This is a genomic window from Streptosporangium sp. NPDC050284 (assembly GCF_044459525.1).
Taxonomy (GTDB): Bacteria; Actinomycetota; Actinomycetes; order Streptosporangiales; family Streptosporangiaceae; genus Streptosporangium.
In genome coordinates this window covers 831472-854636 of the sequence record NZ_JBITIZ010000001.1, presented here as the reverse complement: position 1 = coordinate 854636, position 23165 = coordinate 831472, and the positions used below count along the sequence as shown (strand labels likewise).

At 70.9% G+C, this 23165-nt stretch carries 22 protein-coding genes; 9 read left to right on the top strand and 13 right to left on the bottom strand.

Going from position 1 to position 23165, the window contains the following annotated elements; all coding sequences use genetic code 11:
- Positions 1 to 20 precede the first annotated feature (20 nt).
- A complete protein-coding gene (locus ACIBH4_RS03675; protein ID WP_362765533.1) occupies positions 21 to 674 on the top strand; it encodes a biliverdin-producing heme oxygenase in 654 nt (217 codons plus the stop codon).
- 185 nt (positions 675 to 859) lie between these two features.
- Here ACIBH4_RS03675 and ACIBH4_RS03670 read toward each other — a convergent pair whose 3' ends face one another.
- Positions 860 to 1234, bottom strand: coding sequence for a DoxX family protein (locus ACIBH4_RS03670; RefSeq protein WP_362765530.1), 375 nt, complete (start codon positions 1232 to 1234; stop codon positions 860 to 862).
- A 240-nt stretch (positions 1235 to 1474) separates the two neighbouring features.
- Between ACIBH4_RS03670 and ACIBH4_RS03665 the strand changes: the two genes are divergently transcribed.
- The gene (locus ACIBH4_RS03665) at positions 1475 to 2104 is read left to right on the top strand and encodes a TetR/AcrR family transcriptional regulator (RefSeq protein WP_362505591.1); all 630 of its coding nucleotides are present in this window, start codon (positions 1475 to 1477) and stop codon (positions 2102 to 2104) included.
- 74 nt (positions 2105 to 2178) lie between these two features.
- On the opposite strand, the gene ACIBH4_RS03660 is transcribed toward ACIBH4_RS03665, so the two are convergent.
- The 5 genes from ACIBH4_RS03660 to ACIBH4_RS03640 form a co-directional block, all read right to left on the bottom strand.
- A complete protein-coding gene (locus tag ACIBH4_RS03660) occupies positions 2179 to 3042 on the bottom strand; it encodes an STM4011 family radical SAM protein (protein ID WP_362505588.1) in 864 nt (287 codons plus the stop codon).
- Between the two features lie 126 nt (positions 3043 to 3168).
- Positions 3169 to 4578, bottom strand: coding sequence for an STM4012 family radical SAM protein (locus ACIBH4_RS03655; RefSeq protein WP_362765527.1), 1410 nt, complete (start codon positions 4576 to 4578; stop codon positions 3169 to 3171).
- The gene (locus ACIBH4_RS03650; protein WP_362506318.1) at positions 4569 to 5375 is read right to left on the bottom strand and encodes an STM4013/SEN3800 family hydrolase; all 807 of its coding nucleotides are present in this window, start codon (positions 5373 to 5375) and stop codon (positions 4569 to 4571) included. The genes ACIBH4_RS03655 and ACIBH4_RS03650 overlap by 10 nt, the downstream gene beginning before the upstream one ends.
- Position 5376: 1 nt before the next feature.
- Positions 5377 to 6507: an STM4014 family protein gene (locus ACIBH4_RS03645; protein ID WP_362505583.1), complete on the bottom strand. Its 1131-nt coding sequence runs from the start codon at positions 6505 to 6507 to the stop codon at positions 5377 to 5379.
- On the bottom strand, positions 6504 to 7454 hold the full coding sequence (locus ACIBH4_RS03640) for an STM4015 family protein (protein WP_362505581.1): 951 nt from the start codon (positions 7452 to 7454) through the stop codon (positions 6504 to 6506). The genes ACIBH4_RS03645 and ACIBH4_RS03640 overlap by 4 nt, the downstream gene beginning before the upstream one ends.
- Before the next feature lie 128 nt (positions 7455 to 7582).
- Here ACIBH4_RS03640 and ACIBH4_RS03635 point away from each other — a divergent pair, with 128 nt between their 5' ends.
- Positions 7583 to 9010 carry an MFS transporter gene (locus ACIBH4_RS03635; RefSeq protein ID WP_362765524.1) on the top strand — a complete coding sequence of 476 codons (1428 nt, stop codon included), beginning with the start codon at positions 7583 to 7585 and terminating at the stop codon, positions 9008 to 9010.
- 31 nt (positions 9011 to 9041) lie between these two features.
- Here ACIBH4_RS03635 and ACIBH4_RS03630 read toward each other — a convergent pair whose 3' ends face one another.
- The gene (locus tag ACIBH4_RS03630; RefSeq protein WP_362505576.1) at positions 9042 to 10271 is read right to left on the bottom strand and encodes a cytochrome P450; all 1230 of its coding nucleotides are present in this window, start codon (positions 10269 to 10271) and stop codon (positions 9042 to 9044) included.
- Positions 10272 to 10366: 95 nt separating this feature from the next.
- On the opposite strand from ACIBH4_RS03630, the gene ACIBH4_RS03625 reads away from it, so the two are divergent.
- The gene (locus ACIBH4_RS03625; protein WP_362765521.1) at positions 10367 to 11788 is read left to right on the top strand and encodes an FG-GAP repeat protein; all 1422 of its coding nucleotides are present in this window, start codon (positions 10367 to 10369) and stop codon (positions 11786 to 11788) included.
- Positions 11789 to 11964: 176 nt separating this feature from the next.
- Here the strand turns inward: ACIBH4_RS03625 and ACIBH4_RS03620 are convergent, their stop codons facing one another.
- The 3 genes from ACIBH4_RS03620 to ACIBH4_RS03610 all read right to left on the bottom strand — a co-directional run bounded on the left by ACIBH4_RS03620 (position 11965) and on the right by ACIBH4_RS03610 (position 15156).
- Positions 11965 to 12402, bottom strand: a complete 438-nt coding sequence (locus ACIBH4_RS03620) for a hypothetical protein (RefSeq protein WP_362505570.1) — start codon at positions 12400 to 12402, stop codon at positions 11965 to 11967.
- A 151-nt stretch (positions 12403 to 12553) separates the two neighbouring features.
- Positions 12554 to 14104, bottom strand: coding sequence for an alkaline phosphatase D family protein (locus ACIBH4_RS03615; RefSeq protein ID WP_362505568.1), 1551 nt, complete (start codon positions 14102 to 14104; stop codon positions 12554 to 12556).
- Between the two features lie 218 nt (positions 14105 to 14322).
- Positions 14323 to 15156: a hypothetical protein gene (locus tag ACIBH4_RS03610; protein ID WP_362505565.1), complete on the bottom strand. Its 834-nt coding sequence runs from the start codon at positions 15154 to 15156 to the stop codon at positions 14323 to 14325.
- 371 nt (positions 15157 to 15527) lie between these two features.
- Here ACIBH4_RS03610 and ACIBH4_RS03605 point away from each other — a divergent pair, with 371 nt between their 5' ends.
- From ACIBH4_RS03605 to ACIBH4_RS03595, 3 genes are all read left to right on the top strand, one after another.
- A complete protein-coding gene (locus ACIBH4_RS03605; RefSeq protein WP_362765518.1) occupies positions 15528 to 16772 on the top strand; it encodes a mannosyltransferase family protein in 1245 nt (414 codons plus the stop codon).
- Positions 16773 to 17098: 326 nt separating this feature from the next.
- Positions 17099 to 17521 (top strand): alternative ribosome rescue aminoacyl-tRNA hydrolase ArfB, encoded by a 423-nt coding sequence (gene arfB / locus ACIBH4_RS03600; RefSeq protein ID WP_399171361.1) that lies wholly within the window; start codon positions 17099 to 17101, stop codon positions 17519 to 17521.
- A 204-nt stretch (positions 17522 to 17725) separates the two neighbouring features.
- Positions 17726 to 18169, top strand: a complete 444-nt coding sequence (locus ACIBH4_RS03595; RefSeq protein ID WP_362505556.1) for an NUDIX hydrolase — start codon at positions 17726 to 17728, stop codon at positions 18167 to 18169.
- Positions 18170 to 18214: 45 nt separating this feature from the next.
- Here the strand turns inward: ACIBH4_RS03595 and ACIBH4_RS03590 are convergent, their stop codons facing one another.
- The 3 genes from ACIBH4_RS03590 to ACIBH4_RS03580 form a co-directional block, all read right to left on the bottom strand.
- The gene (locus ACIBH4_RS03590) at positions 18215 to 19702 is read right to left on the bottom strand and encodes a glycosyltransferase family 39 protein (protein ID WP_362765515.1); all 1488 of its coding nucleotides are present in this window, start codon (positions 19700 to 19702) and stop codon (positions 18215 to 18217) included.
- 166 nt (positions 19703 to 19868) lie between these two features.
- Positions 19869 to 20651, bottom strand: coding sequence for an HAD-IIA family hydrolase (locus tag ACIBH4_RS03585; RefSeq protein ID WP_386203120.1), 783 nt, complete (start codon positions 20649 to 20651; stop codon positions 19869 to 19871).
- A gap of 232 nt (positions 20652 to 20883) precedes the next feature.
- A complete protein-coding gene (locus tag ACIBH4_RS03580) occupies positions 20884 to 21783 on the bottom strand; it encodes a TIGR03619 family F420-dependent LLM class oxidoreductase (protein WP_362505550.1) in 900 nt (299 codons plus the stop codon).
- Positions 21784 to 21840: 57 nt separating this feature from the next.
- Here ACIBH4_RS03580 and ACIBH4_RS03575 point away from each other — a divergent pair, with 57 nt between their 5' ends.
- Both ACIBH4_RS03575 and ACIBH4_RS03570 read left to right on the top strand, forming a co-directional pair.
- The gene (locus ACIBH4_RS03575) at positions 21841 to 22755 is read left to right on the top strand and encodes an aminoglycoside phosphotransferase family protein (RefSeq protein ID WP_362505547.1); all 915 of its coding nucleotides are present in this window, start codon (positions 21841 to 21843) and stop codon (positions 22753 to 22755) included.
- 44 nt (positions 22756 to 22799) lie between these two features.
- Positions 22800 to 23087: a zf-TFIIB domain-containing protein gene (locus ACIBH4_RS03570; protein ID WP_362505544.1), complete on the top strand. Its 288-nt coding sequence runs from the start codon at positions 22800 to 22802 to the stop codon at positions 23085 to 23087.
- The last annotated feature ends 78 nt before the right edge of the window (positions 23088 to 23165 follow it).

Below are 23165 nucleotides of genomic sequence, written 5' to 3'. Positions count from 1 at the left end.
CCCCTCGTCGCGGAGTGATCATGAGCGATTCGCCCTTCTCCGAAGTCCTCAGGAACGCCACCTGGGGTGACCACGAGTCCGCCGAGGACGAGAGCTACCTCAAAGCCCTGATGGCGGGCCATCTCAGCCCCGAAGCGTACGGCGAGATGGTCGCCCAGCACTACTTCGCCTACGTCGCCCTGGACGGCGCCTCGCGGTCGCTCGCCGAGGACCCCGTCGCGGCACCGTTCGTCCTCCCCGAGCTCTACCGGGAGGAGGCCCTGGTCCGCGACCTGGAGACGATCTACGGATCCGGCTGGCGGTCCAGGATCGAGCCCTCCAAGCCGACCCTCACCCTGGTCGCCCGGATCAACCAGGTCGCCACCTGGCCCGCCGGCTACATCGCCCACCACTACACCCGCTACATGGGCGACCTGTCCGGCGGACAGTTCATCCGGATGGAACTGCAGAAGATCTACGGCTACCAGCCGGGTGGCGGCGTCGACTTCTACCTGTTCGACGAGATCGGCAGCCTGCCCCGGTTCAAGAACGAGTATCGGGCCCGGCTGGACGCGCTGCCCCTGGACGAGGCGGAGAAGCAGCGCCTGATCCGCGAGACCAAGCTCGCCTACCTGCTCAACACCGAGGTCCTGGGCGAGCTCGGCCGGGTGGCCAGGGCCGAGGTCGCCGCCTGAAGGCGGCCCCTCCACGACATGGGTGAACGCTCCGGCACGGGTGTATCCGTGCCGGAGCGTTTCGCGGGTCGATGACCAGCTGATACCTGCTCTTGCCTGGAGTACGGATGTCCCCGCGCCGGAGCGTTCACCCATCCGGCGTCAATCCTCCGGTCCCGGAGAAAGCGCCGAAGGGCGTACGGCACTCAGAAGGCGTACGGCCCGAAACGCCCCCAGGCCACGAAGGCGGCCAGCAGGAGAAGGATCACGTTCATCGGAAGCGCCGAATACTCCTTGCGCCTGACGTGCACGACGATGGCGCCGATCATCGTGATCACCAGGCCGGCGGCGGCGAGCGGGGTCAGCACGGGCAGGATGCCGGAGACGGCGGGCAGGACCAGCCCGATCCCGGCCAGCACCTCAAGAACGCCGATGCCCTTGATCTGAGCGGCGGAGAAGTCCCCCACCCATCCCCCCAGCTTGGGGATGAGTTCCTCGCGCGGCTGGGTGGCCTTGGTGAGACCCGCGATGAGGAACATCCCGGCGAGCAGGATCTGCACGGCCCAGAGGGCAATATTCATGAGGAACTCCGAAAACAGGTAAAGGCACGGCTTCGTTCGCCGCCACCGTAGCGCGGGCGACGGAGGCGCCCGACCGGGGATCGGCCTCACCTTCAACGCCTGCCATGTCGACCGCGTCGGCCCGCGTTCTCCGCGGCCCCGACGAGATGACCCGCGCCTCGCCATGGGATCGGGCAAACGCCCGGCGCCGACCCCGCAACGACCTGACAGCCGGGGACGGCATTGTGCGACCATGGGGCCATGCCCCGGATTTCGGCCGCGACCATCGGCGAGCACCGTGCCCAGACCCAGGATCGCATCCTGCGGGCCGTCTCGCGTCTCTCGCGGGACCAGGGCATCGACGCCATCTCCATGACCGACGTGGCGAGCGAGGCCGAGATCACCCGCACCGTGCTGTACAACTACTTCCCGGACAAGGCCGCGCTGCTGCTCGCCTTCACCGAGCGGGTGACGCACTACTTCATCGACAGCTACGAGCGGGAGTTGCCCGACCTGGCCTCACCCGCCGAGCGCCTGCGGGTCTTTGTCAGGCTCCAGCTCGACGGGTTGCTCGCCCACCCGCACCCCGGCCCCGCCGACCTGTCCGCGGCGCTCGGCCCCGACGCCTACCAGCGCCTGGCCGACCACGTCGAGCCGATGCAGCGCATCCTGACGGGCATCATCGAGAGCGGCGTGGCATCGGGTGACTTCCAGGCCCCCGACGTGGCCGCCGCCGCCCGGATCATCCTCGCCGTCATCGGCGCCGAGCGGGTACCGCTGCTCAGCGGTGAGGTGACGCCCGAGGAGGCCGAGAGGATCGTCTCGGGTTTCGTGCTGCGCGGTCTCGGTTGCCCGAGCGCCCCTGCCCCCGAGCCCGAGGACGGTATCTGAGTCCCCGAGGCCCCGGGCTCTCCGGGCTCTCCGGAACGGTATCCGAGCTTCCCGGAGACGGCCGGGCCCTCCGATCAGCCCGGCGGCAGGAGGGCGGGGATGCGCTCAAGGACTCCCCCGGCGAAGACGTCGTACAGGCCGGTCGTCTCCAGGTGCACGTAGCCGATGTGGCAGTCGCACACCGCCACCGGACACGCCGCGGCCCTCGGGGCGAACGTGCCGTCGTAGAGGTTGCCGAGCACGGCCGGGACGAAGTGGCAGCGCCGCACGGTGCCGTCGCCGTCGACGGAGATCACGCTGTCTCCCGTACGGCAGGGCAGGCCCGCACTCCGGTGCGGGGTCCTGCTGTGGTGGAACAGCGGGTCGATCTCCGTCCAGGCGTCCGCCTCGTCGTCGGTGTAGACGGTGCCCTCCGCGGCGTTCACCCAGACGTACACCTCCGTCGGCAGGTCGGCCCGGAGGCGGCGAGCCTGGCCCAGGTGCTCGGGCAGGCCGACGACGCCGACGCTGAAGCGGACCCCGTGCTTGAGGAGGTCACGGCAGCGGCCGAGGAAACGCTCGTACGTGACCTGTCCGGGGTGGTAGGTCACCCAGAGGGCGAGCGTGTCCAGGTCGGCCTCGGCCAGCCAGCCTGACCGGCAGCTGAAATTGGTCTGAATGGCGACCCTTCGTACGTGGGGTAGGTGGCTCAGCTCGACCATCGCCCGGCGGTACCAGGAGCGGACAAGGCCCTCGCCCCAGGGGGTGAACAGCACCGAGACCGGATGGTCTCGCCCGGCCACCCAGGCGGTGAAGCGCTCCAGCGCCGCCCGGTCCCGGCTCAGTTGCCCGGAGCCGTCACGCCGCTTGGCGAACGGGCAGTAGGGGCAGTCGTAGTCGCAGCTCGCCAGCGGCCCCCGGTAGAGGATCGTCAACTCACCGTGCTCCCGGCCGGGCATCGCCGGACGGTCGCGGTCCTGGTCAAGGACCGTCAGATGATCGCGACCTCGGCCGCCGGCGCGTGTCTCCCCTGCGCCTTCTTCGTGCGGCGCGCTCGATTCGTCCGCCTGTGTCCTCATCGGTCATCACCGATTCTCGTATCGGGCCATCAGCGCGCGGACCCTGCCGGAGAACAGGGCGGGGCCGATCGCGTCGGAGTGGGCCAGACCCTCCGCGGTGAGCCGGAGCCATCCGGGCCCGGCACCCCCGGGCGACGGGGCGTCGCGTTCCAGCAGGCCCCGCTCCGCCAGACGCTCCAACTCCTCGCCGAAATGGGCTTCGACCCCGGCGCCGAAGCGGTCTCGGTAGACGGCGGGATCGAGACCCTCGGCCTGGAGCAGCGACTGGATGAGGTGGCGGCGGCGGCGATCGTCGTCGTCCAGCCGGAATCCCACGTTGGCGACCGCGAACTCCTCCGGGGCGAGACGCACGTAGTCGTCGATGATCGCGCGCACCTGCCCGGCGCCGACCGCGTACTCGTAGGAGTAGTGCAGGCCGGAGGTGTAGGAGCGGGCGCCGCAGCCGAGGCCGACCATGCCGTCGCTCTGGCAGGTGTATTCGGCCGGGCTGGATCGCCCCGGCAGCCGGAACATCCGCATTGAGACCTGCTCGTACCCTGCGGCGAGCAGGTGGTCGCGGCCCTGGCGGTAGAGGGTGAGGCGGTGGTCGTCCCAGTCGCGGACGCGGCGCCCGAGGCCGGTGAGCGGGCGGACGTACAGGGGGTAGAGGTAGATCTCCTCCGGTTTCCAGGCGAGCGCGGCGTCCAGCGAGTAACGCCAGGACTCCTCCGTCTGCCCGTCGATGCCGTAGATCAGGTCGATGTTGAGCGTCTCGAACCCGGCCTCGCGGATCCGGCCGAGCGCCGTCTCGACCTCCCGCCGCCGCTGCGGCCGCACCGCCGCGCGCGCCTCGGCGTCGACGAAGCTCTGCACGCCGATCGAGACGCGGGTCGCACCCCGCTCGGCGAGGACGGCGAGCCGCTCGGCCGTCGCGGTCGCCGGGGAGGTCTCCACCGACATCGGGACGGCCCGCAGGTCGGCGCCCGTGATCCGCTCGGTGAGGTCGAACATCCGGGTGAGCTCGGCGGCGCTCAGGTAGGTCGGCGTGCCGCCGCCGACGGCGGCCGCCGTGAAGCGGGGATCGTCCAGCGCGTCCCGTACGGCGCCGGCCTGGCGTTCCAGCGCGTCGAGGTAGGCGGCGACAAGCTCCTCGGGGGCGCCGGTCCTGGTGAACAGGTTGCAGAATCCGCAACGCATCTCGCAGAACGGGATGTGCAGGTAGAGGAAGAGGCGCCCGGTGGGCTCACCCGCCCACACCTCCGCCAGCGACGGCCGCGGGTCCAGCGGCCGGTAGGCCGTCTTGTGCGGGTACGCGTAGACGTAGCCCTGGTAAGGCCCCGCGTCGGTGGGCGGGGACGACGAGGAAAGCACGGGGAGCACAGCCCGTCCGCCGCCCGCCGTCTTCGGCACCCGGCCGGAATCCGGAGTCACCGCCATCGCCCCCGCTCCATCGTGAACTCCCCGTAGGGCACGGTCCAGACGACCTCGTGGCCGATCCTGTGCCCGATATATCCGTCTTCACCGTAAGCGGTGCCGTGATCGGAACAGACGATCGCGAACCCCGGCCGCCGCTCGCTCATCAGCGCGAACAGCCTGCCGATGTGCCGGTCGACGTATTCGAGGGCGGCGGCGTGGCTTTCGCGGCTGTCGCCGTGCTCGCGAGTGCCCCCCGGCAGGTGGAACCAGTTGGGCTGGTGCAGCGCCGAGACGTTGACGAACAGGAAGACCGGCCGGTCGGCTCCCGCCACCGCCCGCTCCGCGCGGTCGATCTGCGCCTCGAACGAGGTGGGCGCGGTGACCCCGAACCCCGGCTCCCAGTGGCTCTCGGCGAACATCCCCGGCAGCGCGGACCCGAGCGGGGTCAGCTTGTTGAAGAACCCGACTCCCCCGACGCAGACCGTGTGGTAACCCGCCCTCGCCAGCCCCGAGGGCAGGTCGGGGGCGTCGAACACCCAGGTGCCGGGGGCCGTGGTCTCGCTGCCGGGGAACGCGGCGGCGAACGGGCGCGGGTGCGGTCCCGGCACGGCGGGGGTCGGCAGGAAGCCGGCGAGGATCGCGGCGTGCGCGGCGTAGGTGAAGCTGCCGGGGCTGTGCCGGCGCTCCCAGCGCCCGCCGGGGAGCGCCCGCGCCAGGTTGGGCAGCCGCCCGGCCGCCATCGACTCCTCCGCCACGTCGTAGCGGAGGGTGTCGAGCGTGACCAGCAGCAGGTCGTGGCTGCCCACGATCTCGTTCATGTCACGCACGGGGCCCTCTCCCCCCGTTCCGCACCGGGACCCTCGCTCTCCCGATCGGGGCGTGCCTGGCGAGGATCGCGCGGACCTGGGCGCCGTAGGTGTCGAGCCCCTCGGCTCCGCCACCCGGCAGCCCTTCCAACCCGGGAAGCAGGTCTCCGAACGCGTTCACCTCGGCCACCGCGAACTCCCGCCAGTCGACCCCGATCATCAGATCGACCCCGACGGCGAGGCTCCCGGGGAAGCGGGCCGCCGTCCGCGCGCAGACCTCCAGGGCCGACTCCCATCCCCGGGGGCCGAGAGCGGCCTCGACGGCACCCAGATCACCTCGTACGCCACCGAGGTGGAGGTTCGTCATCGGGCTGCGGCTCGCGCGGACGACCGCGTGGGTGGGCGTGCCGTCCACGACGACCACCCTCAGGTCGATCGCGCGCCCTTCGAGGCTCGCCTTGGGAAACCAGCGCTCGACGTGCAGGCCGTCGGTGGCCAGCAGGTCGACGATCGCCGCGACCTCGGTCTCGTCCTCGTAACACCTGACCCGCAGGGAGTTGCGCAGCCCGCCGGAGACCGTCTCCGCCGAGGTCACCGCCCTCACCCGGCGCCCCGACGCGTGCAGGGCGACGACGCCGGAGGCCGACGAGCCGTGGGCCGGTTTGACGAACACCCGGCCCCAGCGGGCCTCGCCCATCCGCTCGCGCAACTCGGCGTAGCCGCCGACCGGCCCGGCGAGTGCCGGCGGCACCGGCACCCCGGCCGCCGACAGCCTGGCGTGGCAGCGCCGCTTGTCGAACATCACCGAGACGTCCTCGACGTCGGCGAGCAGCACGGCCCCCGGCGTCGCGGTCACCGCCCGAAGGACCCCGGTGATCCCGGCAACGAACCCGGCGTACCAGCGGGCGCCTCCATCGACCCTGGACGGCTCGCCGGGGCCGCGCAGCAGCGCGTCCGCCTCGGCGTCCTCCCCCGGCGAGTCGATCCTCACGAGCGTCTCCGGCGCGATCCGGATCTCCTCGCCGCGCAGCACGGACGTCCACGGCACGACGACGGGCTCGTCCAGCCCCTGCCGGACGCAGGCGTCGGCGAACATGGTCACCCGCCGGTCGCCCGGCGTGCCGACGACGGCGAGCGCCCTCACTCGGCGACCGCGACGTAGCGCCACTCGTCGTCGGGCTCCCGCTGGTCGGACACGTCGAGCAGGATGCCGGAGAACGTCGCGGTGAGGCGCTCGACCATGGCGTCGGTGAGGTAGTGGTGGTGCAGGTCCAGGCGCTTGAGATGGGTGAGGGAGACCCCGGAGAGCAGGGCCTCGGCGCCCTCGTCGGTGAGCACCCCCATCGACAGGGAGAGCGACTCCAGCCGGGCCACGACGGGGGCGGAGGCGACGAGAGCCGCGACCTCGTCCTGGATCTCGCTGTCCTGCAGCCCCAGGTGCCTGAGGGCGGGCAGCCGCTCACCGGACAGGATGTTCTCCAGGTCGGCCCCGGTGGTCTCGCCACCGTAGTCGCTCGTGCCAAGCCAGAGCTCCAGGTATTCGAGCGCGGGGAACTCGCTCATGCCGACCGTCCTGACCACGGAGGCGGGCAGCCCGCCCGCCTCGAAGCGCAGTATCTTGAGGTGCTCGTGCCTGACCGGCCGCAGCTCCAGCCCCGTCCCGCCCCGGACCTCCAGCCGCTCCAGCAGCGGGAAGGACTCCAGCAGCGGGGTGACGTCGCTCTGCTGGATCCAGGAGATCTCGCACTCCTCCTGCGGCATCGCGGCGAAGAAGAGCGAGCGCAGGGCGGGGAAACGCTCCGCGTTCTCCGCCAGCAGCCGGATGGGCTCCGAGGCGTCCTTTTCGTAGGCGTCGGCCCAGCCGCCGATGATGAGCGCCCTCACCCCGGTGGTGTCGACGGTCTCGATGAAGCGCGTGAAGTGCTCCTCGAAGGTCTCCTTGGCGTCGTAGACGCGGACCGAGACACGCCACGCGGCCTCCCCCGCACCGGGCATGGGCGCGCCCGGGGGGCGCAGACCCACGATGGGCAGGCCCGCGTAGTCTCCTCGGTAAAGACCGTCGACGTCGTCGTTGAACTCGCTGTAGTCCATCGGAGGCTCCCCGTCAGGCTCGGCTGTGACAAGGACCGTCCTATCAGAGGCGCGCGACACTTCGGACCTCGCTCCCGGGGTCGCGGACGCGGTCGGACAGGTGCGAGAGGTCGGCGATGATGAGCGGCATGGACAACGGTCACATTCGCTTCACCTCCGCGACGGGTCGCTGGGTCCTCCTGACCACCGTGCTCGGCTCCGGCATGGCCATGCTGGACGGCACGGTCGTCAACGTGGCCCTGCCCGCCCTCGGCGCCGACCTCGGCGCCGACATGGCGGGCCTGCAGTGGACGGTCAACGCCTACACCCTCACGCTGGCGGGCCTGATCCTGCTGGGCGGATCGCTCGGCGACCGGTACGGCAGGCGCAAGGTCTTTCTGGTCGGCGTCGTCTGGTTCGCCCTCGCCTCCGCCCTGTGCGGCCTGGCGCCCAACGTGGAGACGCTGATCGCCGCCCGTGCCCTGCAGGGCGCAGGCGGGGCGCTGCTCACCCCGGGATCCCTCGCCATCATCCAGGCGTCCTTCGACCGCGACGACCGGCCCAGGGCGATCGGGGCGTGGTCGGGCCTGGGCGGGGTGGCCGCGGCCATCGGCCCGCTGCTGGGCGGCTGGCTGGTGGAGACGGCCGGGTGGCGCTGGGTGTTCCTGATCAACCTGCCGCTCGCGGTTCTCGTCGTGGCGGTCGCCCTACGGCACGTCCCCGAGAGCAGGAACCCCTCTGCTACCGGAAGGTTCGACGTCCTGGGCGCGGCGCTCGCGGCGCTCGCGCTCGCCGGGATCACCTACGGCCTGATCGACCTCGCGATCGTCCCGATCGCGGTGGGCGTGCTGCTGGGCGCGGCGTTCGTCTGGCTGGAGATCAGGCGCTCGCCCGAGGCGCTCGTACCGGTCGAGGTCTTCTCCTCAAGGGTGTTCAGCGCGGTCAACGTCGTCACCTTCATCATGTACGCCGCGATGGGCGTGGTGTTCTTCCTCCTCGTCGTCCAGTTGCAGGTCTCTGCGGGCTTCTCCCCGCTGGTGGCCGGGACCTCGATGATCCCGGTGACGATCCTGATGCTGCTGCTGTCGGCGCGGGCGGGTGAGCTGGCCAGGCGCCTGGGGCCCCGGCTGCCGATGACGGCCGGCATCCTGGTCTGCGCCGGCGCCCTGCTGCTGATGTCACGGATCGGCCCCGGCTCGTCGTACGTGGTGGACGTGCTGCTTCCCGCGACCCTGTTCGGGCTCGGCCTGTCGGCGGCGGTCGCGCCGCTCACCGCGACGGTGCTCGCCACCGCCGCCGAACGCCACGCGGGGGTGGCGAGCGGGGTGAACAACGCCGTCGCCAGGACCGGCGGGCTGCTCGCGGTCGCCGCGATCCCCCCGCTCGCCGGGCTGACCGGCGACGCCTTCGCCTCCCCCGTGACCTTCACCGCGGGATTCCACACGACGATGCTGGTGAGCGCGGCGATGATGGGGTTCGCGGCGCTGATCACCTTCCTCACCATCAGGGAGAACGTCCTCGTCCAGGCCGAGCCGAAGCTGGGCTGCCCGGTGACGGCCCCCCAGCCCGGTAAGTGAACGCGGGCCTCAGAAGGGGCTCAGGACGGCCTCAGAAGGTGAACGCCTGGCTGCGGACACTGTTGTCGAAGTTGGACACCAGCAGCTCGGGCTCGCCGACCGAGCGGATCTCCGGCAGCCGGGTGAACAGCTCGCGGAACATCGCCCTGATCTCCTGCCTGGCGAGGTTCGCGCCCAGGCAGAAGTGCGGCCCCGGACCGCCGAAGCCCACGTGGGGCTTGGTGTCACGGGTGATGTCGAACCGGTCGGCGTCGGGGAAGACCGTCTCGTCGCGGTTCGCCGAGCCGTAGAAGAGCACGACCTTGTCACCCGCCTTCAGGTGCAGGCCGCGCAGGTCGTAGTCCTCGGTGACGGTGCGGCGGAACTGCATGATGGGTGAGACGTAACGGACCATCTCCTCGATCGCGCCGCCGATGTGGGCGTCGAAGTCGTCCGCCAGCAGGCGCCGCTGCTCGGGGTTGTCGGTCAGCAGTTTGATGCCGTGCGCCATGGTGTTGCGGGCCGTCTCGTTGCCCGCCACGAGCAGCAGCGTGAAGAACGATCCCAGCTCGCGGTCGGTCAGCCTCTCGCCGTCGACGTTCGCGGTGACGAGCGCCGAGACGAGGTCGCCGCGCGGCGCCTGGGCGCGTTCCTTGCCCAGGTTGATCACCAGCCGCTGCAGGGCGAGCAGCGCGAGCGTGTTCTGGGCGGCCATCCTGACGGTGTGCGCCAGGCTGGGCCGCACGCCGGAGTAGGCGGTGGAGATGTCGACGTGCTGGTGGACCTTGGCCCGCACGTCGTCGGGGACGCCCATCATGTCGCAGATGACGTGGATGGGAAGCTTGGCGGCCACCTGGCCGACGAAGTCACCAGGCCCGGAGGCCGCCACGTCGTCGACGATGCGCGCGCACGCGGCGTCGATGTCACCCTGCAGGCCTGCCAGCATCTTCGGACTGAACGCGCGGGAGACGATGCGGCGGAGCCTGGCGTGCCGGGGGTCGTCCATGTTGACCATGGACTCGCCGAACACGTGCTTGACCCATCCGGGCGGCTCGGGGCTGGTCACTCCGGGCTCGCTGGAGAACACCTTGGCGTTGCGGCTCGCCTCCACCACGTCGGCGTGGCGGACCAGTGCGTAGAAACCCTTGCCCGAGCGGAGCAGCGGGACCCGCTTCTCCTCGAAGAACACCGGCTTGTCGAGATCCCGAAGCCGCGCGAACGCCTCATGCCGCTCCTTGAGCGGCCGCCGCCAGAATCCCAGGTCGGCCAGGTCGATTTCCATGGCGTCAATCCTGGCATGTTCTTTACGCGTACCGGCCACGTGAATTTCATGTCCCGGTGGGCCGCGTGTCCGAATCACCGGAAACCATCTCGGGTATGAGAGCCGCGCTCCTCACCTCCGCAGTCCTCACCTTCCTGCTGGTCTCCGCCTCCCCTGTCCCCGCCCACGCCTCGGCCGCCGCCTGCTCCGGCGTACCCTCCGACTTCGACGGCGACGGGCGGGCCGATCTCGCGGTCGCCGCGCCCTACACCCGCTCCGGCCACCACGCCCGCGCGGGATCGGTCACCGTCCTGTACGACCTGCGCGACCCCGTGGAACTCACCCAGGACACGCCCGGGGTGCCCGGCGAGAGCGAGACCGGGGACTCGTTCGGCTCGGCGCTCGCGACCGGTGACCTCGACGGCGACGGCTGCGCCGACCTCGCCGTGGGCGTCTCCGAGAAGAACCGCTCCCGGCCGGGAGAGGACGGTCACGGTGTCGTGCAACTGTTCCACGGCTCGCCTGACGGCCTGCGGCCCGGCAGGACGATCGACGCCGGGGACCTGGGCCGCGAAGGTGATCCCGGCCGGTTCGGTGCCGCGCTCGCGGCGGGGGACCTGGACGGCGACGGCGACGACGAACTGGCGATCGGCGCCCCCGGGCTGGGCGGTGGCGCGGTCGGGGTGTACGGCCTCAAGGGCCGCAAACCGTACATGATCACGCAGGAGACCGGCTGGGTGGGGCAGCGCGAGCGGGAGACCGACCAGTTCGGCGCGGCGCTCGCCACCGGTGACTTCGACGGCGACGGCCGGGCCGAGATCGCCGTGGGCGCACCCGCGGACACGGTGCTGAAGAACGGCCAGGGCTCGGTCACCGTCCTCGACGTCCGGCGCCGAAAGGCGACCATACTCACCCAGGACAGCCCCTGGATCAGCGGCCTCGCCGAGGCCTGGGACTTCTTCGGCAGCGCCCTCGCCACCGGTGACTTCGACGCCGACGGACGCGACGACCTGGTGATCGGGGTGCCCGGCGAGGGACTGAGCGAGAACCAGCGGGCGATGGACTACGGCGACGGCACCGTGCACGTCGTCTACGGCTCCCGCTCAGGACTGCGGACGGCGGTCTCCGAGACCTGGTCGCAGCGCTCCCTGAAGGGCGAGCCGCGCTACTTCGACCGCTTCGGCGCCGCCCTCGCCGCCGGGGACCTCAACGGCGACGGCGACGACGAGCTGGTGATCGGGGCGCCGGGTGAGAACGCCGTCCACGTGCTCGCGGGAACCCGTTCAGGCGGCCTCACCAGGAACCACAACCTGCTGGTCACCGGTGCGGGCGGCGACTTCGGCGCGGCCCTGGCCACGGTCGCCGGCCGCCGCCTCGTCGTCGCGGCCCCGGGCAGCGGCAGGCTCACCCTGCTGCGCGGAAGCGTGCGCAAGGGCTCCTACCCGGGCATCCGCCCGTCGACGGCGAAACCTCTTGTCGGCGCTCCCAAGGACACCCTGTTCGGCTACACCTTCGCGAGCCCGTCCTCCCCGCGGTAGGGGCCTGCGAGAGTGCGGGCTGCACCGGTCGTCGACGAGACCGTCACCTACCCGGGTGCCGGGCCGGTCGGCCTGACGGCCGAGACCGATCGTGAGGTCGAACGGAGTCTTCGCGCGTCTTCTGCGCCGGGCCGGGGGCCGATCCCCGCGCCCGGCGCCGGAAAGAGGGCTCGGGTTCAGCGGATGCGCGTGCTGGCCTTGATCTTGCGGCCGATCTCCTTGCGGAGCTTGCGGATGTCGGCGTCCGCGTTGGATGTGGCGATCACGCCGAAGGTGGCGGTGGCGACGCCCCGGCGCGAGCCGGCCCAGGCGCGGATCCGCACGGTCGTCGAGTCGCCCTTGTCCAGGGAGGTGATCCAGCACGACAGGCTACGGCCCTTGACGGAGCATTTGACGCTGCGCGGTTTGGAGGCCACCCGGATCTTGCGGAAGCGTTTGGAGAAGTCTCCGACGAGCGCCACGTAGTGCTGGCCCTTGGCCTTCCTGTTGCGGACCTTGACGGAGTAGACGAGGGATCCGCCCCGTTTGACGTGCTTGGGGAAGGTGATCACGTACCCGAAGGCGGAGGGCGCCGCGGCGGCGGACGCGGCCGGTAATGCGGGTAACGCGGACAAGGCTGAGGAGGCTGATCCGGCGGCTGCGGCGGAGGACGGAGAGAGGAGGGCGCCGCCCACCGCTGCGGCGAGAGCCGCGGCGGTGAGCCTCGTGGTGAGGGGACTCATAAGCGGCATCATCCAACAAATCAGTCTGAATTCCTCTCACGTTTCAGGTAAGTGCCGACTGTCCTGACGGCACGGTGAACCGTGCGCCGGTCTTCGCGGGGGCGCCGCGCCTGCTGATGTAGTCGAGCGTGCGGAAGTCCGCCCGCAGTTCCTCCGGGGTGACCCGACAGACGATGTAGCCGCGCCGCTGGTCAAGGTAGGAGATATGCGGATTCTCCGCGATCGTCCCGGCGATCCTGCCCTCGTCGCGGTAGCCGTCGCCGTCACTCGCGATCGAGGAGGTGACGAGTTCCACCGCCACGCGGGGAGAGTCGGGGTCGTCGAAGTCGAGCTTCAGGTCCGCCGCGTGGTGCATGTGCGCGTCGCCGGTCAGCACGACCGGGTTTGACGCGCCCGAGTCGCGGAAACCGGTGAGCAGACGGGTGCGCTCGGCGGCGTAGCCGTCCCAGGAGTCCATGTTGACCTCGACTCCCGGCCCGACCTTGGAGTCGCGCTGGGCCATCAGGATCTGCTGGCCGACCAGGTTCCAGCGGGCGCCGGAACTCGCGAGACCGTCCAGCAGCCAGCGCCGCTGGTCCTCGCCGAGCAGGGTGCGGCCGGTCGCGAGCCGCTCGTCGCAACCGGACCTGAGCCCGTCCTCGCACGCCTGGTCGTCGCGGAACTGCCGGGTGTCGAGCAGGTGGAAACGGGCGAGCGGCCCCCAGTCCACCCGGCGGTGGACCCGCATCGACGCGCCTCCCGGCACGCTCGTCCTGCGCAGCGGCATGTTCTCGTAGTACGCCTGGAAGGCGTTCGCCCTGCGCCGGGCGAAGGCCGGGGCGCCGGTGCTGGAGACGTCCCCTGCCCAGTTGTTCTCGATCTCGTGGTCGTCGAAGGCGACCAGCCAGGGCGCGACCGCGTGCGCCGCCTGCAGGTCGGGATCGCTCTTGTACTGCGCGTGGCGCATCCGGTAGTCGGCCAGCGTGGCGCACTTGCCCCAGGTGTGCTGCCGGACACTCCCGCCCAGCGCCGTGTATCCCCGAGGGGCGTACTCGTACATGTAGTCGCCCAGGTGCACGACCAGTTCGGGGTCCTGCTCGGCCAGTCTTCTGTACGCCGTGTAGAAGCCGTGCTCGTAGTGGGCACAGGCGGCGACGGCGAAGGTGAGCGGGGACGACGAGGACACGGCGGACGGTGCCGTACGGGTGCGGCCGGTCGGCGACAGGTGGCCCTCGGCGCGGAAGCGGTAGAAATACTCCCGCCCCGGCTCCAGGCCGTCGACCTCGACGTGGACGCTGTGCGCCTGCTTCCAGCGCGCGGTCTCGGTGCCCTCGCGGACCACCTTGGAGAACCGCTCGTCGGTGGCGAGCTGCCATTCGACGTCCACGTCCCTCACCGGCATGCCACCCCGGCCGTTCAGGCCGAGCGGGTCGAGGGCGAGCCTGGTCCACAGCACGATCCCGTCCTTCGACGGGTCGCCGGAGGCGATGCCGAGGGTGAAGGGATCACGGGCGAGGGTCCGGGAGGGGCCCAGCCCCGCCCCGGTCAGCAACAGGCCGCCCGCACCCGCGGCGGCGAAGGAAAGGAACACTCTGCGTGACGGCTTCTGCTCCACCCCACCAGTGCAGCCGTTACAGCTTTCCCCGCCGTGACCTGCGAATCAAGGCGAGATGAACAGCCGTCGCACAGACAGACGCCTTACCCACCGTGATTGAACGACGGCCGACCTCAAGGCGACATCGCGGCGAAGGATCGGCCTCCCGCCGGTGGCCGCGCGGCATTGTCGGCGGCGACGGCCCGCACCGAGAGCCGCACCGAACCACGCGAGCGAGGTCAGCGCAGGTAGGGCTTGAGGTGGGGGGTGAGGGCGCCGCAGCCCAGGTATTTCTCCACGGTGTGGAAGTCGATCCAGTCGAGGTTGACGATGACCTCCTGGTCGACCCCGGTGAAGCAGGTCCTCAGCGCCGGAGGGATCGCCGCGATGTCGTCCTTGTCGGCGATGTTGACCCACCGCTTGACCTTGCGGGGGCGCTCGCCCCAGTTGTTGACCGGGGCGGGCACCAGGCGCTCGAAGATCACGTTGCGCATGCCGAGCGGGCTGCCGAGGGTGACGAGCAGATCGACCTCCAAGTCGGGGTTGGCCCAGAGTGTCTCGTACGTCACCACACTGCCCAGCGAGTGGGCGATCACCACCTTGGGGCGGTTGCGCCTGATCACCTCGGCCACGGCCGCCCGGGCCTTCGCCCGGGCCTCGCCCCCGGCGGCCATGTAGGCGGCGACCTCGGGACAGAACAGCCTGGCGAACTCGGCGGCGTTGACCTCCAGCCGGTCCAGCAGCCAGCCGGTCATCCGGTACAGAGCACCGGTCAGCCCCTCCCCCACCGCGTCGATCTGCCTGGCCCAGGCGACGAAGACCTCCTGGGCGCCGACGTCCATGGTCCGCACCGCGCGTACGGACTCGTCCTTGCTCTCGCCCAGCAGGTGGGCGTAGTAGGCGATCTCGGTGACGTAGCGCTCCTTGGCGTGCGGCTTGCCGCCGGTGAGGCCCTTGTGCAGGTAGCGGTCCCACTTGTCGCGCATCGCGACGGCCGCGCCGCTGACCGAGTTACCCGCGTCGCGGTAGTACCGGTACTTGCCGATACCGTGCACCCCGACGATCGTGTCCACACTTCCTCGCCTTCTGTGTTGGATGCCTGGCTTTCACGGGTGTTGATGACATACGCCCCGAGCAACTCTGGCGGAAGCGAACCCCACGCCACAAGACCGCGGCGACGACCCGGCCGGCCCCGTCTGACTGTCCGCAAGTGTCGCCGGTACCCGGCCACGGTTGGCCGGACTCACCGATGCCTGGTCTGACATCCCCCTTCCACGGCGGGCACGGCGGCTAGCACCGCGTGGAAGTTTCATGGCGGGGCGGGGCGTCCCGCCACCGGGCGGGAGTGGTCTTCGCAGGAGACGAGCGAGGACGGGCCGGCACGGAAGGATCATGCCGTGGGCAACCGGTTGCCCGGATTTTGCGGCTATATAAGGATTCTCGCATGACTGATCGCGCGCCCGCCGGGCCGGTGGAGATCACGGAGCCGGAACCGGCCGACGCGGAACCCGGCGCACGTCCCGGCGAGACTTCCAGCGAGACGACCGGCGAGTCAACCGGTGAGGTGGTCGGGCGGCGGCGGGTGCCCAGGTTCCTGACCGACCCCGGCGACCGGCTGGCCCTGCTCCTCTGGGCGCTGTCGCACGTCGGTGTGCTGATCTACGCCTACCTGGCCGGCCCTGGCCGGACCACCGATCCCTTCCTCAACCGGTTCACCCGCTGGGACGCCGAGAACTTCATCGCCATCGCCCAGTTCGGCTACGACGGCCCCCCGGGCATGCAGGACGCCGAGAAGCTGCCGGCGTTCTTCCCCGGCATGGCGATACTGATCAGGATGATGCGGCCGGTCGTCGAGGACGGCCGGCTGGCCACGATGATCATCTCGCTGGTGGCCAGCGCGGTGCTCGCGGTGGCGCTGTCGCGGCTCGCCGAGACGTACGCGGCAGGCAGCGGCCGGTACGCGGTGGCGGCGCTGTTCCTCAGCCCGTTCGCCGTGTTCCTGTACTCCGGCTACTCGGAGGCGCTGTTCCTCGCCCTGGCCGTCTCGGCGTGGCTGCTCGCCAGGAACGGCCGCTGGGAGGACTCTGCGCTGATCGCCACCGGAGCCGCCACGGTGCGCATCTCCGGCCTGTTCCTGGCCTTCGGACTGCTCGTCATGTTTCTGGTGGCGGAGAACGGCCGCAAACGCCCGGGCGGGTGGCGCCTGCTGCCCTGGCTCGCGCTCCCCGGCGTGCCGCTCGTGCTGTACAGCTTCTACCAGTGGACCCGCACCGGCGACTGGCTGGCCTACAACTCGGTGCAGGACCGGTTCTGGGGCCGGCACGCCGTCTGGCCGTGGGAGGCGCTCGCCAACACCTGGAGCATGTCCGACGACGTCGCCTCGCTCACCACGTCCTACTACGAGGAGATCATCTCGGCCGCGGTGCTGCTGGTGCTGGCCGTCTGCCTCGCGGTGCGGCGCAAGTGGCCGGAGTTCGCGTACATCCTCCCCCAGGTGCTGTCCTTCCTCACCCTGTCGTCGTTCTACATGTCGATCGGCCGGGGGTCGCTGACCTGGTTCCCCCTGTGGATCGCCATCGGCGTCGCGGGGGTGCGAAGACCCTGGGTGTGGCTGGTGAGCATGGCCATCATGATCCCGGTCATGGCGATCAACACCGGGAACTTCACCACCGGCGCGTGGATCGGCTGACACCGCCCGCGCCCGCCCTGACGCCCGCGCCCGGCGGTCCACCGGCGGGCGTCAGGGCGGGCGCGGGGCGGCGGGTGCCGTCAGGGTCAGGAGGAGTCCTGCTCGGGGTCGCCACCGTCGGACAGCAGACCAGAGTCTCCACTGATCCCGGAGCGCTTCACACAACGCGTAAGCTCCTCAGCGTCCTCGCGTAGCTGCCTTGCCTGGGGCGTCAGCCTGCTCCCAGGGCCAGGGCGGATGAGAAACGGGGCATAAAACTATTTGCTCCATGCTTGTCACCCCTCGGTACGCTGGAAGCACACCCCCGTGAGAAGGAAGTCACCGCCATGCCCGGTCCGCTCCAGATCAGCGGCTCGGTCTCGGTCCCCGAGGCCGAGCTCGGCTGGCGGTTCTCCCGCTCCTCCGGCCCCGGAGGCCAGGGGGTGAACACCACCGACAGCCGGGTCGAGCTCAGCTTCGACCTCGCCGCCACCGAGGCGCTGGGTCCCGTCTTCAAGGCCCGCGCCCTCGAACGCCTCGCTCCCCGCCTGGTGAACGGGGTGATCACCATCGCCGCCTCGGAGTTCCGCTCCCAGCTGCGCAACCGCGAGGCCGCCGAGATGCGCCTGGCCCAGATCCTGCGCGAGGCGATCGCCCCGCCGCCCAAGAAGCGCCGCCCGACCAAGCCGAGCAGGGGCGCGATCGAACGGCGGATCACCGCCAAGAAGCAACGCTCCGACCTCAAGCGCCTGCGCAGGGACCACCACTGACCCGCTCTTCGCACACGCCGCAGGCGGCCATGTCCGATCCGACGCGGTGAGCGATCACCCCGGGCCGGTCGGGGGCAGGTGCGGAACACAGGATCGGCCGGCCTCCCGTTTCAGGAGGTGGTCGGCCACCCGGGCCGTGAAGAAATCCCGGATCCCCGGGCTCGGATGCGGATCGCGCGACCGGGGCGGTGACAGAATGGCTCCATGTCCGTCGTGCCGAGCGTCCGCGCCGTACTTCTCGACGAGGACCGTCTGGTGGTGTTCCGGCGCACGGTTCCCGGCAGGGAGCCGTACTGGTCCGTTCCCGGCGGCCACGTCGAGCCCGAGGACGCCTCCCTGGAGCACACCCTGCACCGCGAGGTCATGGAGGAACTGGGCGCCGTGGTCTCCGCTGTCACCCCGCTCACGACCCTGCAGTGCCTTCGCGACGGGGGGATCAAGACCCAGCACGTCTACGGCTGCCGCCTCGTCTCCATGGACCCCGCACTGCGCTGCGGCCCGGAGTTCGACGACCCCGCCCGCGGCGAGTACGAGGTGGTGCGGCTCCCGCTCGACCCCGCCGAGATCTCCGCCATCAACCTCGTCCCCCCGGAGCTCGGCGCCTACCTCACCGGCACCGTCACCCGCCTGCCCGCTCTGATCGCCTGACCTTCCGCACGCGAGAGCCCGCGCACCTCTGCCGGGCTCGCGTGGTCAGCGCCGTTCGCGGACGTACAGGGCGAACCAGGAATACCCGAAGTCGTCGGTGGACGTGAGGGTGAAGTCGCGGTCGGCCATGAGGGCCAGATAGCGCTCGTCGTCCTCCACGAAGGACCTGTCCTTGTGCTTCCTGCCGCCGCTGACCAGCCAGACACGCTCGACCCCCTCCAGCGCGGCCGCGAACTGCGCGGCGGTCCTGGGCTCGCGCCGGCCGGGAGCGTAGGTGAGGTCGCGCAGGCCGCGGTAGGCGTCCTCGTAGACGGCGACGAACAGGCGCCTGTTCTTCGTCACGTAGAGTACGGCGTCGCCGGGACGCTGCCTGGCCAGCAGCGTGGCCGCCATGTCACGCAGGTTGTCGGGCCGCGTGTCCGGCTCGCGGATCGTGAGGTGCGCCGGGACGGTCAGCGCCGCGACGAGGAGTACTCCGATCCAGCCCAGCGCCCGGGGCCGCATGGCGTTCAGGCCGGCCCCGGCGAGCAGCGCCATCGCGGGGACGGCGAAGAGCACGTATCTGGGCTGGAAGACGGGGTGGACCACCGAGATCGCCATGGACACGAACGGCAGCAGCGCCCAGGGCAGCGCGACCGCCGTCAGCCGCCCACCGGAGAACGCACCGATGAGCATGAGGGCGACCAGGAGCAGCGCGACCCACCCGGTGCCCGCCACCTCCTCCCCGAACCAGACGACGTCGGTGAGCTTCGACGGCTTCAGCCACGACAGCTGAGCCTCGCGCTGGCCCGCCGCCAGGAGCGCGAGCGGGACGATCCCGGCCGCGGCCACGACGAGCGCACCGGCGAACCGTGCGATCCCGGACCGGGACGCCGACACCGACGCGGGCGAGGGCCGGGACGGTGGCGCCGACGCAGGCAAGGACGGAGAGGCGGGCACCGACCGGGGCGCTTGGCGCCACCACAGCACCGTCACCGCGTGCGCGACGACCAGGAGGAGGGCGTAGACGTGAAACCAGCCGAGCAACACCAGGCAGGCCCCGTAGGCCGCGTACCATCGGCGGCTCGACCGCCTCGCCGCCTCGATGAGCACCCAGGTGGCCAGGACGGCGACCGCCGTCACGATCGCGTAGCTGCGCGCCTCCTGGGCGTACCGGCTCACCATCGGCAGCACGGCGTAGAGCGATCCCGCGAGAAGACCGGCCCCCGGGGTGGCGAGCCTCCTGCCCAGGACCGCGATGCCGTACGCGGCGGCGGCCGTGGCGATGGCCGAGGGCAGGCGCATGGCCAGCTCGCCGGTCGAGAACGCGGCGAACGGCCGGAGCAGGAGATAGTAGAGCGCGTGCACCCGGTCGATGCTGCCGAGCAGGTGCCACAGGTCGTCGATGGGCATCGAGGCGGCCAGGGCGCTGACCGACTCGTCGCGCCAGAACGAGGGCGTGGTGATGCCCCAGAGCCCGATCAGCATCGCCGCCACCGCGGGGATCGCCTCCGGCAGACGACACCGGGCCCTGCCCTTCTCCGCAACATCCATCACATCGCGCTATTTCACACCATGAAGGCGATCAACGCGACGGTACGGCCGAACCCGGCCGTGAGTGGGGGCGCCGAGCCTAACGACTATCACCCTTATACCGATATTTCCGGTATTGCGGATGGTGTGGGCACCGCCGTGTCGGCCCGGCGGCTCCGGTCGATCCCTAGTCGATCAGGTCGATCAGGTCGGCGACCGAGTCGACCACCATGGACGGACGGAACGGGTAACGATCGATCTGGTCCTTGCTGACGACCCCGCTGAGCACCAGGATCGTGTGCAGCCCCGCCTCCATGCCGGAGACGATGTCGGTGTCCATCCGATCGCCGATCATGGCGGTGGTCTCGCTGTGGCCGTCGATGGCCCGCAGCGCGCTGCGCATCATCATCGGGTTGGGCTTGCCCACGAAGTAGGGCTCCACCCCCGTCGCCTTGGTGATCATCGCGGCGACCGCGCCGCAAGCGGGCAGCGACCCCTCGTTCGAGGGACCGACCGGGTCGGGGTTGGTGGCGATGAACCGGGCACCACCCTCGATGAGGCGGATCGCCCGGGTGATCTGGGTGAAGCTGTACGTGCGGGTCTCGCCGAGGACCACGTAGTCGGGGGCGATGTCGGTCAGGACGTAGCCGACCTCGTGCAGGGCGGTGGTCAGCCCCGCCTCCCCCACCACGTACGCCGAGCCGCCGGGGCGCTGGCCGTCCAGGAACTTCGCCGTGGCCAGCGCGGAGGTCCAGATCGACTCCGGCGGGATCTCCAGACCGGCCGCGCGCAGCCGTACGGCCAGGTCGCGCGGGGTGTATATCGAGTTGTTGGTCAGCACGAGAAACCGCTTGCCCGACTCGCGCAGGCGTCGGATGAACTCGTCGGCGCCGGGCACCGGATGTCCCTCGTGGACAAGGACCCCGTCCATGTCCGACAGCCAGCACTCGATCTGCTTGCGCTCGTCCACCGTTCTCCTCTGTTCCCGTGTTCCCGCCGGGTACGTATCGGAACCAAGGATGACAGGACCGGGCCGATCCCGCGTCACCAGACCCGTACATCCGGGCATCTCGAAGGTGAAAAGACCGGCCACGCGAGACCTCCGGCCGCCACGCGGCCCGCCGCGGCCCCTGGGAGGCCGCCACCCGGCCCACCGGCTCCGTTCGCCGCCCGGCTCCCCGTACGCGGGACCGAACTCCCGCTCAGGGCGCGAGTGCCTCCAGCGCCTCCAGCGCCCTGCGCATCGACACCTCGGGGTCGGCGTCGGGCGATCCGATCTCCGGGTCGAAGTTGAGGTCGTGGAAGACCTCGGTGACCCCCTTGGCCTCGAGTTCCTCGACGTCCCGCCTGATCTCCTCGAACGAGCCGGTCAGCGGCTCGCGGCCGGACGCTCCCGCGGGACGGACCCGGGTGACGCCCCGGGTGACGAAGCGCAGCGCCTCGGGATCGCGCCCTGCGGCACGCGCCGCCTCCTTGACGACGGCGATCCTCTCCCCGATGCCGCCGAGGTCCTCCCGGCTCGAACTGATCCAGCCGTCCGCCAGCCGCCCCGCACGCCTCAGCGCCACCTCCGCGGAACCGCCCAGCAGGATCGGCGGCACGACGGGCGGTTTCGGATCCTGGTGCGCCGGGGGCACCTCGTAGAACTCGCCCCTGTGCTCCACGGTCTCCTCCGTCCACAGGCGCCGCAGCAGCGGGACGTACTCCTCCGCGCGCCGACCGCGCCGCTCCATCGCCCCTCCTGAGGCGGCGAACTCCTCGGGCAGCCACCCCAGGCCGAACCCCGCGTCCAGTCGCCCACCGGAGACCGCCTGCAGGCTCGCCAACTGCTTCGCCATCAGCGCGGGCGAGGCGAACGGCAGGTTGAGCACCGCCACCCCCAGCCGGACGCGGCTCGTCAGGCCCGCCAGGTAGGCGAGCGTGACCACCGGGTCGTGCACGCTGCGATAGGTCGGGCCCATGGTGTGACCCCGCGGGTAGAGAAGGCGCTGGAAGGTCCACAGCTCGTGATAGCCGAGCCCTTCGGCCTCCTTGGCGACCCGCGCCATGTTGTCCGGCGTCGCCCAGGACCCCGAGACCGGCACCGCGAAACCAATCCTCATACCTCGCACTTTATTGCGCCGGTGCGCGGAGCCTTTGACCGGTGGTTCACTTGCCGGGTGGACAGCGAGGATCCGATCGACGAACTACTTGGGATCGCCGCCGGATACGGCGGTGTGCCCGGCACGGTCCTGCCGACCAGACCGGACGTGATCATCGTGCGGGCCGGTTCCGTCGTGGTCAAGGCGCACGCGCCGGGCGCGGAGCGGGAACCGCTGGTGGAGCGGATGCGGGCCACCGCGCACCCGGCACTGCGAGGGATCATCCTCCAACCGGTGACCGAGGAGGTCATGACCGCCGGGGACCGGCTGGTCACCGTCTGGCCGGCCGGTACACCGGTGGACCACGCGGATCCGGACGCGGCCCCCTGGGAGGCCGCCGCCCGGCTGCTGGCGCGGCTGCACGCCGTACCGGCGCGGGCGCTGCCTCCGCTGCGGGCCGCGGGCGGACCGGCGCGGGTGGCCTCGACCGTCGCCCGCCTGGGCGACCGCTCCGCCGCCGAACTGGCGGTGCGCCGTGCCTTCACCTGCCTGCCCTTTCTCCCCTCACCCGGCGCGCACCTCCCCGATACGACGGCTCCCGGTCTGACCCACGGCGACTGGCACATGGGCCAGATGGTCCGCGCGCCGGACGAGTGGATCCTCATCGACATCGACGACCTCGGCATCGGTGACCAGGCATGGGACCTGTCCAGGCCCGCCGCCTGGTTCGCGGCCGGACTGCTGGAGCCCGACGTGTGGTACCGCTTCCTCGGGGCCTACCGCGCCGCGGGCGGGGTCGCCGCCGGACCGGACGGCGACCCGTGGGAACGGCTGGAGACACCGGCGCAGGCGATGACCGTGCAACTCGCTGCCACCGCGGTGGCAGCCGCGGGGCGGGCGGGGCGTCCGCTGGACGAGGTGGAGGAGGTGCTCGTCGAGTCCTGCCTGAGGATTGTCCGGCATCGAAGCGCCTGCAATAGTGTGCCGCAGTAGGTTGTGGTTACTCGTTACCACGCCAGAACAAGGAGACCAGCCAGATGCAGTGCCCCAAGTGTCGGGGCGCCATGCGCACCTATGAGCGCAACGGCGTCCACATCGACCAGTGTGAGAGCTGTCGCGGAATCTTCCTGGACTACGGCGAGCTCGAGACGCTGACCCGCATGGAAAGCCAGTGGTCGCAGTCCCACGCAGCTCCGCCGCCGCCCCCGCCGCCTCCCATGCATGGTGCTCCCGGCTACGGCGCTCCCGCCTGGGGTGCACAGCGTCACGGCCACTACGGCCACCACCGCCAGCGCAGCTGGGTCGGGATGCTCTTCTCGACCTGATATCCGCTGAGGCGACACCGCGACCTCGTCATGAGGTCGCGGTTTTCACGGCCTCGGCGCCCTCGCGTCCCGAGAGAA

Excerpts from the sequence above, each read along its gene's own strand:
- ACIBH4_RS03675 (WP_362765533.1), top strand. The coding sequence starts at position 21 with ATGAGCGATTCGCCCTTCTCCGAAGTCCTCAGGAACGCCACCTGGGGT.
- ACIBH4_RS03670 (WP_362765530.1), bottom strand. The coding sequence starts at position 1,234 with ATGAATATTGCCCTCTGGGCCGTGCAGATCCTGCTCGCCGGGATGTTC.
- ACIBH4_RS03665 (WP_362505591.1), top strand. The coding sequence starts at position 1,475 with ATGCCCCGGATTTCGGCCGCGACCATCGGCGAGCACCGTGCCCAGACC.
- ACIBH4_RS03660 (WP_362505588.1), bottom strand. The coding sequence starts at position 3,042 with ATGCCCGGCCGGGAGCACGGTGAGTTGACGATCCTCTACCGGGGGCCG.
- ACIBH4_RS03655 (WP_362765527.1), bottom strand. The coding sequence starts at position 4,578 with ATGGCGGTGACTCCGGATTCCGGCCGGGTGCCGAAGACGGCGGGCGGC.
- ACIBH4_RS03650 (WP_362506318.1), bottom strand. The coding sequence starts at position 5,375 with ATGAACGAGATCGTGGGCAGCCACGACCTGCTGCTGGTCACGCTCGAC.
- ACIBH4_RS03640 (WP_362505581.1), bottom strand. The coding sequence starts at position 7,454 with ATGGACTACAGCGAGTTCAACGACGACGTCGACGGTCTTTACCGAGGA.
- ACIBH4_RS03635 (WP_362765524.1), top strand. The coding sequence starts at position 7,583 with ATGGACAACGGTCACATTCGCTTCACCTCCGCGACGGGTCGCTGGGTC.
- ACIBH4_RS03630 (WP_362505576.1), bottom strand. The coding sequence starts at position 10,271 with ATGGAAATCGACCTGGCCGACCTGGGATTCTGGCGGCGGCCGCTCAAG.
- ACIBH4_RS03625 (WP_362765521.1), top strand. The coding sequence starts at position 10,367 with ATGAGAGCCGCGCTCCTCACCTCCGCAGTCCTCACCTTCCTGCTGGTC.
- ACIBH4_RS03605 (WP_362765518.1), top strand. The coding sequence starts at position 15,528 with ATGACTGATCGCGCGCCCGCCGGGCCGGTGGAGATCACGGAGCCGGAA.
- arfB (WP_399171361.1), top strand. The coding sequence starts at position 17,099 with ATGCCCGGTCCGCTCCAGATCAGCGGCTCGGTCTCGGTCCCCGAGGCC.
- ACIBH4_RS03595 (WP_362505556.1), top strand. The coding sequence starts at position 17,726 with ATGTCCGTCGTGCCGAGCGTCCGCGCCGTACTTCTCGACGAGGACCGT.
- ACIBH4_RS03590 (WP_362765515.1), bottom strand. The coding sequence starts at position 19,702 with ATGGATGTTGCGGAGAAGGGCAGGGCCCGGTGTCGTCTGCCGGAGGCG.
- ACIBH4_RS03580 (WP_362505550.1), bottom strand. The coding sequence starts at position 21,783 with ATGAGGATTGGTTTCGCGGTGCCGGTCTCGGGGTCCTGGGCGACGCCG.
- ACIBH4_RS03570 (WP_362505544.1), top strand. The coding sequence starts at position 22,800 with ATGCAGTGCCCCAAGTGTCGGGGCGCCATGCGCACCTATGAGCGCAAC.